Below are 14246 nucleotides of genomic sequence, written 5' to 3'. Positions count from 1 at the left end.
CTCAGATGTTGCGGAAGCGGTTGATGGCGTCGAGGTGCTTGGCGCGCATCTCCTCGTCGCGCACGCCGAGGCCTTCCTCGGGGGCCAGGCACAGGACGCCGACCTTGCCCTGGTGGAGGTTGCGGTGCACGTCGTAGGCGGCCTGGCCGGTCTCCTCCAGGGAGTAGACCTTCGACAGCGTGGGGTGGATCCTGCCCTTCGCGATCAGCCGGTTGGCCTCCCAGGCCTCGCGGTAGTTGGCGAAGTGCGAGCCGATGATCCGCTTCAGGGACATCCACAGGTAGCGGTTGTCGTACTCGTGCATATAGCCCGAGGTGGAGGCGCAGGTGGTGATGGTGCCGCCCTTGCGGGTGACGAAGACGGAGGCGCCGAAGGTCTCGCGGCCGGGGTGCTCGAAGACGATGTCGATGTCCTCGCCGCCGGTGAACTCACGGATGCGCTTGCCGAAGCGCTTCCACTCGCGCGGGTCCTGCTCCCGCTCGTTCTTCCAGAACTTGTAGTCCTCGGCGTTGCGGTCGATGATCGCCTCGGCACCCATCGCCCGGCAGATGTCCGCCTTCTGCGGCGAGGAGACGACACAGATGGGGTTGGCGCCGCCCGCCAGCGCGAACTGCGTGGCGTACGAGCCCAGTCCGCCGCTCGCGCCCCAGATGAGCACGTTGTCGCCCTGCTTCATGCCGGCGCCGTTGCGGGAGACCAGCTGGCGGTAGGCGGTGGAGTTGACCAGGCCGGGGGCGGCGGCCTCCTCCCAGCTGAGGTGGTTCGGCTTCGGCATCAGCTGGTTGGACTTGACGAGCGCGACCTCGGCGAGCCCGCCGAAGTTGGTCTCGAAGCCCCAGATGCGCTGCTCGGGGTCGAGCATGGTGTCGTTGTGCCCGTCGCTCGACTCCAGCTCCACGCTGAGGCAGTGCGCGACGACCTCGTCACCGGGCTTCCAGGCGTTCACGCCGGGGCCGGTGCGCAGCACGACGCCCGCGAGGTCGGAGCCGATGACGTGGTACGGCAGGTCGTGCCGCCTGGTCAGCTCGCTGAGGCGGCCGTAGCGCTCCAGGAAGCCGAAGGTGGACAGCGGCTCGAAGATCGAGGTCCAGACCGAGTTGTAGTTGACGCTCGACGCCATGACGGCGACCAGGGCCTCGCCCGGGCCCAGCTCGGGCAGGGCGACCTCGTCGAGGTGGATCGACTTGCGCGGGTCCTTGTCGCGGGTCTCCAGGCCCGCGAACATCTCCGTCTCGTCCTTGTGCACGGTGATCGCGCGGTACGACTCGGGGAGCGGGAGGGCCGCGAAGTCGGCCGGCGTCGAGTCCGGCGACTGGATCGCGTCCAGAATGGCCTGAGTGGTCACGGTGTTGCCTCCGGCGATACGCGCCCCCGAGGGAAGGGGCGCTGAGGGTTGCGTCGGTGCTGCTGAGGGTTTCGGGAAAGGTGCCGTCGGTTCGGCGGGGCGGTGCTTCGGCAGCGCTTTGTGGCGCGGGAGGTTGCCTGTGACGCAGGCGTCCGGCGGGCGAACGGGTGGGTTCGCCGGGACAGGCCGGACACCCTCAACGTATGACACCGCGTGCCAGGGAGCAAGGCACCGAGTGCCAGAACTTGCTCTCAGGTGAAATCTTTACGCAACAAATGAGCGATGATCGATCGAACGGCCTCGTGAAGGCGCCTGAAAAGGTGCTCCGACATGCCAAAACGGCCACCCGGGCGGGTGGCCGTCGTCACAGCGGCGGAGTGTCCGAGGGCACTCCCGGAGGGTGGCTCAGCGCTCCTTGAGCGCCTGCTCGATCGTGCGCATGACCTCGTCCAGCGGGGCGTCCGTGCGGGCCACCGTCACGAGCACCTCGCCCTGCGAGGCCACGGAGGCGGGGGCCGGGCGCGGCGGCGTCTCGCGGCCCGCGCCGATGCCGTCCCCGAAGGTCTTCCGCACGATCGCGAACGCGTGGTCCAGCTGCGTCTCCACGTCCCCCTGCCCGCCCGCCCGCAGCCACCGCCGCAGCACGTGGTTGTGGGCGGTGACCACCGCCGACGCCGCGACCTCGGCCAGCAGCGGGTCGTCGTTCGCGTCGTCCGCGTGGGCGTGCTCGTCGAAGTGGCCGAGGAGGTAGCGGGTGAAGAGCCGCTCGTAGCGGGCCACCGACGCGATCTCGGCCTCGCGGAGGGTGGGCACCTCACGCGTGAGCTTGTAGCGGGCGACGGAGATCTCCGGCCGCGCCGCGTACATCTTCATGACTTCCTTGATGCCACGGCACACCGTGTCGAGCGGGTGCTCATGGGCCGGCGCCGCGTTGAGCACCGCCTCGGCCCGGATCAGGGTGTCGTCGTGGTCCGGGAAGATCGCCTCTTCCTTGGAGCGGAAGTGACGGAAGAAGGTGCGGCGGGCGACCCCGGCCGCGGCCGCGATTTCGTCGACGGTGGTCGCCTCGTACCCCTTCGTCGCGAAGAGCTCCATCGCGGCGGCCGCCAGTTCTCGGCGCATCTTGAGCCGCTGGGCCGCCGCGCGGCTGCCCGCGGCGCTCTCCGGCGCGTCGGGCGGGGCTGGGGTACGTGAGGACTTGGCGGGCTGGGACATGACCCGAACGTACTGCATGTGCGCAGCTTGATGCGCATGCACGGGTTCTCCCCCGCCCGCCGCGGGCGGGGGAGTCCCGGTGGGGCCGAGCAGCCCGCCCCAGTCCTTCTCGTCCCGGAACCAGTCGCCGACGCCGTCAGCGGCGGGCATATTCGCGGAAGCCGCGGCCGGTCTTGCGGCCGAGGCAACCCGCGGCCACCAGGTGCTCCAGGAGCGGCGCGGGCGCCAGCCCCGGGTCGCGGAACTCCCGGTGCAGGACCTTCTCGATCGCGAGCGAGACGTCCAGGCCGACCACGTCCAGCAGTTCGAACGGACCCATCGGGTATCCGCCGCCCAGCTTCATCGCCGCGTCGATGTCGTCCAGCGACGCGTAGTGCTCCTCGACCATCTTGATCGCGTTGTTGAGGTACGGGAACAGCAGCGCGTTCACGATGAAACCGGCCCGGTCGCCGCAGTCGACGGCGTGCTTGCGGATCTTCACGCAGACCTCGCGGACGGTGGCGTGGACGTCCTCGGCGGTCAGCACGGTCCGGACCACCTCGACCAGCTTCATGGCCGGCGCCGGGTTGAAGAAGTGCATCCCGATCACGTCCTGCGGACGCGAGGTGGCGCGGGCGCACGCGACGACCGGCAGCGAGGACGTCGTGGTGGCCAGGACCGCGCCCGGCTTGCAGACCTTGTCCAGCGCCTGGAACAGCTGCCGCTTGACCTCCAGGTCCTCGGCGACCGCCTCGACGGCCAGGTCGACGTCCGCGAAGGCGTCGTAGGAACCGGCCGGGGTGATCAGGTCCAGGGTCCGGGCGGCGGCCTCGGCGGTCATCCGCCCCTTGCCGACCGAACGGTCCAGGGACTTGCCGACGCGGGCCCTGGCGGCCTGCGCCTTCTCCTCGCTGCGGGCGGCGAGGACGACCTCGTACCCCGCCTTGGCGAAGACCTCGGCGATGCCGGAGGCCATGGTGCCGGAGCCGGCGACGCCCACCGAGCGGACCGTACGGCCCTGGCCGGGCGCGGCGCCGTCCCGCGGGGTCTGCGCGTCCCGGACGACCGCGGCGCTGCCCGGGGCCTCGTAGGCGTAGAAGCCGCGCCCGGACTTGCGGCCGGTCAGGCCCGCCTCGCTGAGCTGCTTGAGGATCGGGGCCGGCGCGTGCAGGCGGTCGCGGGACTCGGCGTACATCGCCTCCAGCACCGTGCGCGCGGTGTCGATGCCGATCAGGTCGAGCAGGGCGAGGGGGCCCATGGGCAGGCCGCAGCCGAGCCGCATGGCCGCGTCGATGTCCTCGCGGGAGGCGTACCTGGCCTCGTACATGGCGGCGGCCTGGTTGAGGTAGCCGAACAGCAGCCCGTCCGCGACGAACCCGGGGCGGTCGCCGACCGCGACCGGCTCCTTGCCCAGTTCGACGGCGAGGTCCGTGACGGCGGCGACGGCGTTCGGCGCGGTCAGCACCGAGGAGACCACCTCGACCAGCTTCATCGCCGGGGCGGGGTTGAAGAAGTGCAGGCCGAGGACGCGCTCGGGACGGGCCGAGTCGGCGGCCAGCCGGGTCACGGAGAGCGCGTTGGTGCCGGTGGCCAGGATCGTCTGCGGGCGCACGATCCGGTCCAGCTCACGGAAGACCTGGTGCTTGATGTCGTACGACTCCGGGACCACCTCGATGACGAGGTCGGCGTCGGCCGCGGCCGAGAGGTCGGTCCCGGTGCGGACCCGGGCGAGCGCGTCGGCGCGCTGCCGCTCGGTCAGCCTGCCGCGGGCCACGGCACGCGTGGTGGCCGTCTCCAGCGCGGCGAGGGACCGGGCGGCCTGGGCCTCGCTGACGTCGATGCCGATCACCTCGCGGCCGGCCTTCGCGAGGACCTCGGTGATACCGGTGCCCATGGTGCCGAGGCCGACGACGGCGACGGTCCTGAGCGGGGACAGGGAAGGGTCGGACTGGGGAGCGGCCATCGCGGGACTCCAGGAATGAGGGTGACGACTGGAAACGCGCCCGGGTACGCCGAAGGAGGCGCACCGGGTGCGGAGAAGTGCTGCGTGCATGCGGGTGGTTCCGGGCTTCTGGCGCACACGCCCGGTGCCGGTGGACCGGGCGCGCACACGCCCGCCGACGGCGATTTCCGACCGGCCCTGTCCCGAGCCCGGCCGTACTGCGGTACCGGGGTACCGAACCGACCTTGACGCTCACGGCGGCTGCGTCACCAAACCGATGTGAGCGGTAGCGCGAGTGGGTGACTCGCTCGATTGAGCTTAACCGGCCGGTAACGAGCGCGCCAGCCCCCCGACTTTGTGATGTACGTCCCTCCGTCCGGGCAACCCCTCTACGCTGGGCTTCGTGGACGAAGAGTTGCGATCACTCACGGAGCGTCTCCGCCAGGAAGCGCAGGGAACGGCCGCCTACGACCGGCTCCTGGCCACCGAGGACCACGACGACCTGGCGGACGTCCTCACCGTCGCCGGACAGCCCCTGTGGGCCCGGGAGCTGGCCGCGTTCCGGCTGGGCACGGCGGGCGACCGGCGGGCCTTCGAGACCCTGGTGCTCCTCCTCAACCACCGCGACCCGCCGCGCTGCGCCTCGGCGGCCCGGGCCCTCGCCCGGCTCCGGGACCCGCGCACCGCCCGGGCGGCCGCCGCCCTCGCCACCAACGAACTGCGCGTCGCCTACGCCCTGCACCCGGTCCGCCTGCTGGTCGAGCTGCGGGCCCCGGAGTCCGTCCCGGCCCTCATCACCACCCTGGAGCGCCGGCTGCGCCCCCACGACCCCTACCGCAAGGTCGCCCTCGCCTGTGTGGAGGGGCTCGGCGCCCTCGCCGACCCGCGCGCCCGCCGCGTCCTCAACGAGGCGCTGGCCCACCCGCCCCTGGCCGAGGCGGCCGTCCAGGCCCTGGCCCGGATCCCCAGACCCCGCTGACACCCGGGCCCCGGACAGGGAACGGCCCCGGGACAGGGGACGGCTTCCCGGACAGGGGACGGCCCCGGTGGTCCGGGGGAGCCGGGTCACCGGGGCCGTGGAGCCCGTCGCTCAGCGGCGGAAGCCCAGCAGTCCGTGCAGGGCCGAGCCGCGGGACGACGTCGAGGCCGTCTTCGTGGTCAGGGGCTTGGGGTCCGGGCTCTTCGGGCAGACCGCGTCCGCGACACCGTGACCGCGCGGGACCGTGCCGTCGGTCAGATACGCCGCCAGGTACTTGTCCAGGCAGGTGTTGCCGCTCAGCGTGATGCCGTGGTTGCCGCCGCCCGCCTCCACGACCAGGCTGGAACCCGCCAGCAGCCGGTGGACCGTGACGCCGCCCTCGTACGGGGTGGCGGCGTCGTCCGTCGCCTGGAAGAGCAGCACCGGCGGGAGCTTGCCGTTGGCGATGTTCGGCGGCCGCAGCGAACTCGTCGGCCAGGACAGGCACGTCGCGTTGTACCAGACGTTGTTCCAGACCATGAACGGCGCCTTCTCGTACGCCGCCCAGTTGTCCGCGCGCCACCTCGCCCAGTTACGCGGCCAGGAGGAGTCCCGGCACTGGACGGCCGCGTAGACGCTGTAGCCGTTGTCGCCGGAGGCGTCGACGGCGGCGAAGTTCTCGTACGCCTGGACCAGCGCCCCCGTCTTCTTGCCGTTGACGTAGGCGGAGAACGCCTCCGCCAGGTAGGGCCAGTAGCCGTCGTAGTAGCCGCCCGGGATGAAGGTGTCCTCCAGTTCGGAGGCGCCCACCTTGCCGCCGGCCGGCTTCCTGGCCAGCGCGGCCCGCATCGCGTACCACTTGGCCTCGACCTTCTCCGGGTCGGTGCCGAGCCGGTACGTCGAGTCGTACTTCGCGATCCACGCCATCAGGGCACGGTGACGGTCGTTGAACGCGTAGTCCTGGCTCAGGTTGTCCTCGTACCAGACGCCGGTCGGGTCCACGATCGAGTCCAGGACCAGGCGGCGGACCCGGTCCGGGTGCAGCTTCGCGTAGACCGCGCCCAGGTAGGTGCCGTACGAGTAGCCGAAGTAGCTGATCCGGCTCGCGCCCACGGCCTGCCGGATGGCGTCCATGTCCTGCGCGGCGCTGACCGTGTCCAGGTACGGCAGCACGCGCGCGTACTTCTTGCCGCAGGCCGCGGCGAAGGAGTTCACGCGCTTGAGGTTGGCCTGCTCCAGGGCGGGGCCGGCCGGGACGGAGTCGGGGCGCACCGGCTTGAAGTAGCGGGGCACGCAGTCGATCGCCGGGCTGCTCCTGCCGACCCCGCGCGGGTCGAAGCCGATGACGTCGTACTGCGCGGCCACCTTCTTGGGGAGCGTGGCGGCCACGAAGCCGGCGAGGGAGAGCCCGCTGCCGCCCGGGCCGCCGGGGTTGACCAGCAGCGGCCCCTGCGAGGTGGATGCGGTGTGCGGGACGCGGGACAGGGCGAGGGTGATCTGTTCGCCGTCCGGCCGCGCGTGGTCGAGGGGCACCTTGACCGTGCCGCACTGGAGTGCCGGGTAGTCGGTGGTGCCGCACTTCTTCCAGGTCACGGGGGACACCTGGACGGGGGCTCGGGTGGTGGCGCTCGCGGGCAGGGCGGTGACCGACCCGGCCACGACGGCGGCGGCGGCGCACAGCACGGCTGCGCGTGTTCGCATGGGGTCCTCCCAGGACGGAGGGTCGCGGACCGCACGTGTCACGGTCCTCGCCGCATCGTCCCGGGTACAGGGTGCGGAAGAACGCATTCTGGCGATTATTGACCCAATTGGTCCGAGAGGTGCGCCCGAACGCCTTCGGCTCGAACGCCTTCGGCCCGGATGCTCCCCGCCCGAGCGCCTTCGGCCTGGACGCTCTTCCTCAGAGCAGGGTCAGTTGGGTCGGCTCCGGAAGTTCGGGTTCCGGGGCGGCCGGTGCCGGGATCCGGCGGGGCGTTCCGGTGCGGGCGGGGCCGATGCCGTACTCCCGGGCCAGGTCGTGCACCTGACGGGTGATCCGGCGCTGGTACCACTTGGGCGCGTAGGCGCCCTCGGCGTACAGCCGCTCGTAGCGCCGCACCAGATGCGGGTGGTGGGCGGCCAGCCAGCTCGTGAACCACTCGCGGGCGCCGGGCCGCAGATGCAGCACCAGCGGTGTGACCGAGGTGGCCCCGGCCGCCGCGATCGCCCGTATGGTGGCCCGGAGTTGGGCCGGGTGGTCGCCCAGGAAGGGGATCACCGGCGCCATCAGCACCCCGCAGCCGACGCCGGCCCCGGTGAGCGCGCGGACGACGTCGAGCCGGCGCTCGGGGGCCGGGGTGCCCGGCTCCACCGTGCGCCACAGCTCGGGGTCGACGAAGCCGACGGAGACCGAGATGCCGACGTCCGTGACGTCCGCGGCCCGGCGCAGCAGCTCCAGGTCGCGCAGGATCAGGGTGCCCTTGGTGAGGATCGAGAACGGGTTCGCGTGGTCGGTGAGCGCCGAGATGATCCCCGGCATCAGCCGGTAGCGGCCCTCGGCGCGCTGGTAGCAGTCGACGTTCGTGCCCATCGCGATGTGGTCGCCCGGCCAGCGCCGCGAGCCCAGCTGGCGGCGGAGCAGCTCGGGCGCGTTCACCTTGACCACGATCTGGGTGTCGAAGCCGATCCCGGTGTCGAGGTCCAGATAGCTGTGGGTCTTGCGGGCGAAGCAGTAGACGCACGCGTGCGAACAGCCCCGGTAGGGGTTCACCGTCCATTCGAAGGGCATCCGCGAGGCGCCCGGCACCTGGTTGATGATCGAGCGCGCCCGCACCTCGTGGAACGTGATCCCCCGGAACTCGGGCGTGTCGAAGGTGCGGGTCGTCACCGCCTCCGCGCCGAACAGCGCGGTACCGGCCCGGCCGTGTTCGGCCTCCTCGGTGAGGTTCTCCCAGCGCATTGACGCCTCCTCGGTAGCACTGCGCCCCACAATAGAACATCTGTTCCCATGATCGTGCGGGCGATCCGCGGAGACCGGCCGGACCCCGATTCCGATCGCTTCCGGCACCCCGATTTGGGCGGCCGGACGCCGGGGTGGTTGGCTTGGCACCGTCCCGAGAACCCAGGTGCTGGAGGAACGCAATGGCGCAGGTCGAGGCCACTACGGAGCGGGTCGTCGCCGCGGACGCGGAGACCGTGTTCGACGCGGTCGCCGACTACAGCGGCACGCGCGCGAAGCTGCTGCCCGAGCACTTCAGCGAGTACGAGGTGCGCGAGGGCGGCGACGGTGAGGGCACCCTCGTCCACTGGCGGCTCCAGGCCACCAGCAAGCGCGTCCGCGACTGCCTGCTGGAGGTCAGCGAGCCCACCGACGGCGAACTGGTCGAGAAGGACCGCAACTCCTCCATGGTCACCACCTGGCGGGTCACCCCGGCCGGCGAGGGCAGGTCCAAGGTCGTCGTGCACACCACCTGGCAGGGCGCCGGCGGCATCGGCGGCTTCTTCGAGAAGACCTTCGCCCCCAAGGGCCTGGGCCGGATCTACGGCGCGGTGCTCGACAAGCTGGCCGCCGAGGTCGAGAAGTAACCTCCGCGCGCACGGGGCGCGTTGGCCCCTCACCGGTTCGGGTGGATCTCACTTCCGACCGGTCTCGTGCCGTAACTCGTCGTGCTTGCCCGCAGTTGTCGCCTGAGCGGGAAACAGGTGGCCGATTGCGCGCAGGTGCGACGAGGGGAGCGGAACGTGGGCGGCACGACGCTGGTGCAGTACGAGGAACCGGCCGCGGTGCCCGTGGACGCACCCGCGGCCCCCGTCGCCCTCGCTCCCGAACTCGGCCCGCGCCGCACCCGGTTGGTGTTCTGCGGGCTGATGCTCGCCCTGCTCCTCGCCGCCCTGGACCAGATGATCGTCGCCACCGCGCTGCCGAAGATCGTCGGTGAGCTGCACGGCCTGGACCGGATGTCCTGGGCGATCACCGCCTACCTGCTCACCGCCACCGTCGGCCTGCCCGTCTACGGCAAGCTCGGCGACCTCATCGGCCGCAAGGGCGTCTTCCAGTTCGCGATCCTCGTCTTCGTGATCGGCTCCGCGCTCGCCGGACGGGCCCGGAGCATGGACCAGCTGATCGCCTTCCGGGCCGTCCAGGGCGTCGGCGCGGGCGGGCTGATGATCGGCGTGCAGGCGATCATCGCGGACATCGTGCCGCCCCGGCGGCGCGGCCGTTTCATGGGCCTGATCGGCGCCGCCTTCGGCCTCGCCTCCGTCGCGGGCCCCCTGCTCGGCGGCTACTTCACCGACCACCTCTCCTGGCGCTGGTGCTTCTACGTCAACGTCCCCTTCGGGCTGGTCACCCTCGCCGTCGTCACCGCCGTGCTGAAGCTGCCCAGGCCGCGGGTGCGGGCCCGGTTCGACGTGGTGGGCGCGCTGCTGCTCGCCGCCGCCTCCACCTGCCTGGTGCTGCTGACCAGTTGGGGCGGCACGGAGTACGCCTGGGGCTCACGGGTCGTCCTCGGGCTCGGCGCGGGGGCGCTGGCCGCCGCCCTGCTGTTCGTGCTCGCCGAGCACCGGGCCGCCGAACCCCTCATCCCGCTCCGGCTGTTCAGGGACTCCGTCTTCAACGTCACCGGGCTGGTCGGACTGGTCATCGGCGTCGCGCTGTTCGGCGCCGCCAGCTATCTGCCGACCTTCCTCCAGATGGTCGACGGCGCCTCGGCCACCGGGTCCGGGCTGCTGATGCTGCCCATGATGGGCGGGATCGTCGGCGCCTCGGTCGCCGCGGGACAGCTCATCAGCCACACCGGGCGCTACCGGATCTACCCGGTGCTCGGCGGCGCCCTGGCCGCCGTCGGCATGTGGCTGCTGTCCCGCCTCGAAGTCACCACCCCGCGCTGGCAGTACAGCATCTGGATGGCCGTCCTCGGCGCCGGCATCGGCATGGTGATGCCCGTGCTCGTCCTCGCCGTGCAGAACTCCGTACGGCCCACCGACCTCGGCACCGCCACCAGCGCCAACAACTACTTCCGGCAGATCGGCGGCAGCGTCGGCGCCGCCGTCTTCGGCACCCTCTTCGCCGGCCGGCTCACCGACGCCCTGCGCGAGCGCCTGCCCGCGCACACCGGCGCCCGGCTGCCCGACCCCGAGTCCCTCACCCCGCAGCTCGTCCACGCGCTGCCCCCGGCCCTGCGCGACGCCTACATCCGCGCCTACGCCGACGCGATGCCCCGGATCTTCCTCTACCTGGTCCCGGTGCTCGTCCTCGGTCTGCTCATCGCCTGCTTCCTCAAGGAGAAACCGCTGGTGTCCCACCCCACCGCCGAAACGGAGTCCGTGGTCTCCGTGGCCCCGGCCGCCACCGTCCCGCAGGCACGCGCCGCGTACCCCGGCGCAGGCATCCCCGTCTGCGGCACGGTCCAGCACCCCGACGGGACCGTGGTGCCGCGCGCGGCCCTCACCCTCATCGACGCCGTCGGCCGGCAGATCGGCCGGGGCGCCAGCGGCGCGGACGGCCGCTACGCCCTGTCCACGCCCGGCCCCGGCGCGTACGTCCTGATCGCGGCCGCCGGCGGCCACCAGCCGCAGGCCGTCTCCGTCACCGTCGGCGAGCGCCCGGTCGAGCTGGACGTCGTCCTGGGCGGCGCGGGACGCCTCGCGGGCAGCGTGCTCACCGCCGACGGCACCCCGGTGCGCGACGCCACCGTCACGCTCACCAACGTGCACGGCGAGGTCGTCGCCAGCGTCCGCAGCGGACGCGAGGGCGGCTACGTCATCAGCGAGCTGGTGGCCGGCGAGTACACCCTCGCCGGCAGCGCGCCCGCCTTCCGCCCGGCCGCCCTGCCGGTCACCGTGCAGGCCTCCCGGGAGACCCGGCAGGACGTCGAACTCGCGGGCGGTGCCGTGCTGAAGGGCACGGTCCGGGCCGGCGGCGGGCGGCCCGTCGAGGACGCCCGCGTGACCCTGCTCGACGCCGCCGGGAACGTCGTGGACACCCTCACCACCGGCGCCGACGGCACGTTCCGGTTCGTCGACCTCTCCTCCGGCGAGTACACGGTCATCGCCGCCGGCTACCCGCCGGTCGCGACGGTGCTCCAGGTCGCGGGCGGCGGCCGCACCGAACGCGATCTCCAGCTCGGCCACGAGGACTGAACGGGGCGGGAACGCGCGCCGCTCCGGGGCGCGGACCTGCGCGCCGGTGCGATCGGGTGAAACCAATTCCAGGATTGCCACACATCGCAACCGGCCACCACCGTACGGTAGTGGCGGGCGGCACAGATCTTTGCGGAGCCGTGGGGAGAGAGGGCCTGGGCCATGGACCATGGCAGCGAGCGGGACGCACCTCCCAGCCTCGGAGCTGGGGACGGCGGGTCAGCCCGCATCCCCCTGGCCGTGGTGGTCGTCGACCGCGCCGGTGACGTTTCGCACTGGAGCAGCGGCGCCCGCAAACTCTTCGGCGCCGCCAAGGAGGAGGCCATCGGCCGCTCCGTCCTCGACCTGCTGCCCGTCTCCGGCGCCCTGCCCGAGGACGACGAGATCACCCCGTACGGCGCCTACGCGGCGTACGACGGACTCGGTCCCGACCTGGAGTCCTCCCTCGACGGCCGGCTGAACTTCCCCGCCGCGGGCCGCGCCCGGCTCACCGTGCCGGGACGGGACCGCGCCGATGTGCTCTGGTGGGCGTACCCGCTGGTCGGCCCGGGCGACGAACGGCTGCTGGTGCTCGCCGCCGACGCCGAGCGGCTGCGCCGGCCCGAGCGCGACGAGGACGTGGCCTTCGAGCGCATCGCACCCGCCTTCGCCCTGCACACCGACTTCCCCGGCGCCGAGGAACTGGCCCGCAGGCTCCCCGAGATCCTGCCCAGCATGAGCGTCGACGAGAGCGCCCGGATCGTCGCCCAGGTCCTCGAACTCGGCTACCCGATCCTGGAGTACAGCCAGAACGACCGGGTCCCCGTCACCCCCGACTGGGGCGTCACCCGGCGCACCGAGCGCAAGGCCCGCCGCGAGCGCGCCGCCATGGCCGCCGCCCAGGGGCTGCCGGTGCCCGAGGAACTCACCGACGACGAGGGCCAGGACCTGGAGTACGCGGCCGTCCGTGAACGCCTGGAGTTCCTCAACGAGGTCAGCGGGAAGATCGGCACCTCGCTCGACCTGTCCCGGACCATCGTCGAGGTCAGCAGAGCCGTCGTGCCCCGCTTCACCGACGTCGCCGGCACCTATCTGCGCGAACAGGTCGTCGCCGGCGAGGGGTTCCCGGACGGGGTGCCCGACACCACCACCATGTGGCACCGGGTCGCCGTCGAGCACACCGACGAACCCGGCCGCTGGGACGACGTCGTACCGGTCGGCGAGGCCATGCCGTTCCCGGCGCACACCCCGTTCTTCCAGTGCATGACCAGCGGCGACCCGGTCCTGGTGCCGCGCATCAGCGAGGGGATGGGCCACGCCATCGCCTCCCAGTTCGAGAAGCGGGACATCCGGCCGCTGATCACCGGGCGCTCCATGCTGGTCGTCCCGCTGAAGGCACGCAACGTCGTGCTCGGCTTCATGATCCTGCTGCGCCACCCCGAGCGCGAGCTCTTCGACGACATGGACCGGGTCACCGGCGCCGAACTCGCCGCCCGGGCCGGGCTCGTGCTCGACAACGCCCGCATGTACACCTACCAGGAGAGCGTCGCCGAGACCCTCCAGGACAGCATGCTGCCGCACATCCCGCCGCGCATGGCGGGCTGCGACATCGCCACCCGCTACCTGCCCGGCACCCTGCTCGGCCGGGTCGGCGGCGACTGGTTCGACTCCGTGAAGCTCCCCGGCGCCCGCACCGCCCTGGTGGTCGGCGACGTCATGGGCCACGGCCTCAACTCGGCCGCGATGATGGGACAGCTGCGCACCGCCGTCCAGACGATGGCGGCCATGGACCTGCCCCCGTCCCAACTCCTGCGCAACCTCGACGACCTGGCCCAGCGGCTCGGCGACTCCTACCTCGCGACCTGCCTCTACGCCGTCTACGACCCGATCGAGAGCGAACTGCACCTCGCCAACGCGGGCCACATCCCCCCGGTGCTGGTGCGGGCCGTCGACGGCCGCAGCGAACTCCTCGAACTGCCCACCGGGGCGCCCATAGGCGTCGGCGGGGTCGCCTTCGAGTCGACGCGGATCCGCGTCGAACCCGGCGACCGGCTGGTGATGTGCACCGACGGGCTGGTCGAGATGCGCGGCGAGGACATCGGCGTCGGCCTCGCCACCCTCTGCGAGTCCGCCGCCCACCCGGCCGCCTCCATGGACGACGCCTGCGACACCATCATCCGCGCCCTCAACACCCGCGGCGGCCGCAAGGACGACGTAGCCCTGCTGATGGCCCGGCTCAACGGCATCGCGCCCGAGGACGTCGCCGAATGGCGGCTCGCCCTCGACCCGGCCGAGGTGACCCGCGCCCGCGCCGCCGTCCGCGAACAGCTCCACGACTGGGGCCTGGCCCGGCTCGCCGACGCCACCGAGCTGATGGTCAGCGAACTCGTCACCAACGCCGTGCGGTACTCGCACAGCCGCCCGGTCCAGCTCCGGCTGATCCGCGGCGAGACCCTGCTGTGCGAGGTCGACGACGACGACCACACCCTGCCCACCCTGCTCAGCACCGGCCCCCTCGACGACACCGGGCGCGGACTGCGGGTCGTCAGCACCCTGGCCCGCGAGTGGGGCACCAGCCGCACGACCGCCGGGAAGACCGTCTGGTTCGAACTCACCTCAGGACGCCGCTGACCACAGGGGGCGCGCGTTCATCGAAGAGGGGGTGAAGGAACGCGCCGGGCGCTTGTGGCTGTAACCGGGGCACGGTA

Annotated in this window: 9 protein-coding genes; 4 read left to right on the top strand and 5 right to left on the bottom strand. The window is 72.2% G+C overall.

The annotated features are described in order from the left end of the window. Position 1: 1 nt before the first annotated feature. The 3 genes from ccrA to ACZ619_RS33000 form a co-directional block, all read right to left on the bottom strand. The gene (ccrA, locus tag ACZ619_RS33010; RefSeq protein WP_469606794.1) at positions 2-1345 is read right to left on the bottom strand and encodes a crotonyl-CoA carboxylase/reductase; all 1344 of its coding nucleotides are present in this window, start codon (positions 1343-1345) and stop codon (positions 2-4) included. A 405-nt stretch (positions 1346-1750) separates the two neighbouring features. Next, entirely contained in the window at positions 1751-2560 is an 810-nt protein-coding gene (locus ACZ619_RS33005; protein ID WP_469606792.1) for a TetR family transcriptional regulator, read from the bottom strand. Positions 2561-2696: 136 nt separating this feature from the next. Continuing rightward, positions 2697-4502, bottom strand: a complete 1806-nt coding sequence (locus ACZ619_RS33000) for a 3-hydroxyacyl-CoA dehydrogenase family protein (protein ID WP_469606790.1) — start codon at positions 4500-4502, stop codon at positions 2697-2699. 382 nt (positions 4503-4884) lie between these two features. Here ACZ619_RS33000 and ACZ619_RS32995 point away from each other — a divergent pair, with 382 nt between their 5' ends. After that, positions 4885-5460 carry an adenylosuccinate lyase gene (locus ACZ619_RS32995; protein WP_469606787.1) on the top strand — a complete coding sequence of 192 codons (576 nt, stop codon included), beginning with the start codon at positions 4885-4887 and terminating at the stop codon, positions 5458-5460. A 111-nt stretch (positions 5461-5571) separates the two neighbouring features. On the opposite strand, the gene ACZ619_RS32990 is transcribed toward ACZ619_RS32995, so the two are convergent. Then, positions 5572-7140 carry an alpha/beta hydrolase gene (locus tag ACZ619_RS32990; RefSeq protein ID WP_469606785.1) on the bottom strand — a complete coding sequence of 523 codons (1569 nt, stop codon included), beginning with the start codon at positions 7138-7140 and terminating at the stop codon, positions 5572-5574. A 199-nt stretch (positions 7141-7339) separates the two neighbouring features. Beyond that, positions 7340-8377, bottom strand: coding sequence for an Rv2578c family radical SAM protein (locus ACZ619_RS32985; RefSeq protein ID WP_469606784.1), 1038 nt, complete (start codon positions 8375-8377; stop codon positions 7340-7342). Between the two features lie 182 nt (positions 8378-8559). On the opposite strand from ACZ619_RS32985, the gene ACZ619_RS32980 reads away from it, so the two are divergent. From ACZ619_RS32980 to ACZ619_RS32970, 3 genes are all read left to right on the top strand, one after another. Beyond that, positions 8560-9003: an SRPBCC family protein gene (locus tag ACZ619_RS32980; RefSeq protein ID WP_469606782.1), complete on the top strand. Its 444-nt coding sequence runs from the start codon at positions 8560-8562 to the stop codon at positions 9001-9003. 156 nt (positions 9004-9159) lie between these two features. Then, entirely contained in the window at positions 9160-11559 is a 2400-nt protein-coding gene (locus tag ACZ619_RS32975) for an MFS transporter (protein WP_469606780.1), read from the top strand. A 162-nt stretch (positions 11560-11721) separates the two neighbouring features. Further along, positions 11722-14169: an ATP-binding SpoIIE family protein phosphatase gene (locus ACZ619_RS32970; protein ID WP_469606778.1), complete on the top strand. Its 2448-nt coding sequence runs from the start codon at positions 11722-11724 to the stop codon at positions 14167-14169. Positions 14170-14246: the final 77 nt, after the last annotated feature.

The organism is Streptomyces sp. NPDC104367, assembly GCF_055583825.1.
The sequence above is the reverse complement of the archived record's forward strand: the minus strand, read 5'-3'. Positions and strand labels throughout refer to the sequence as shown.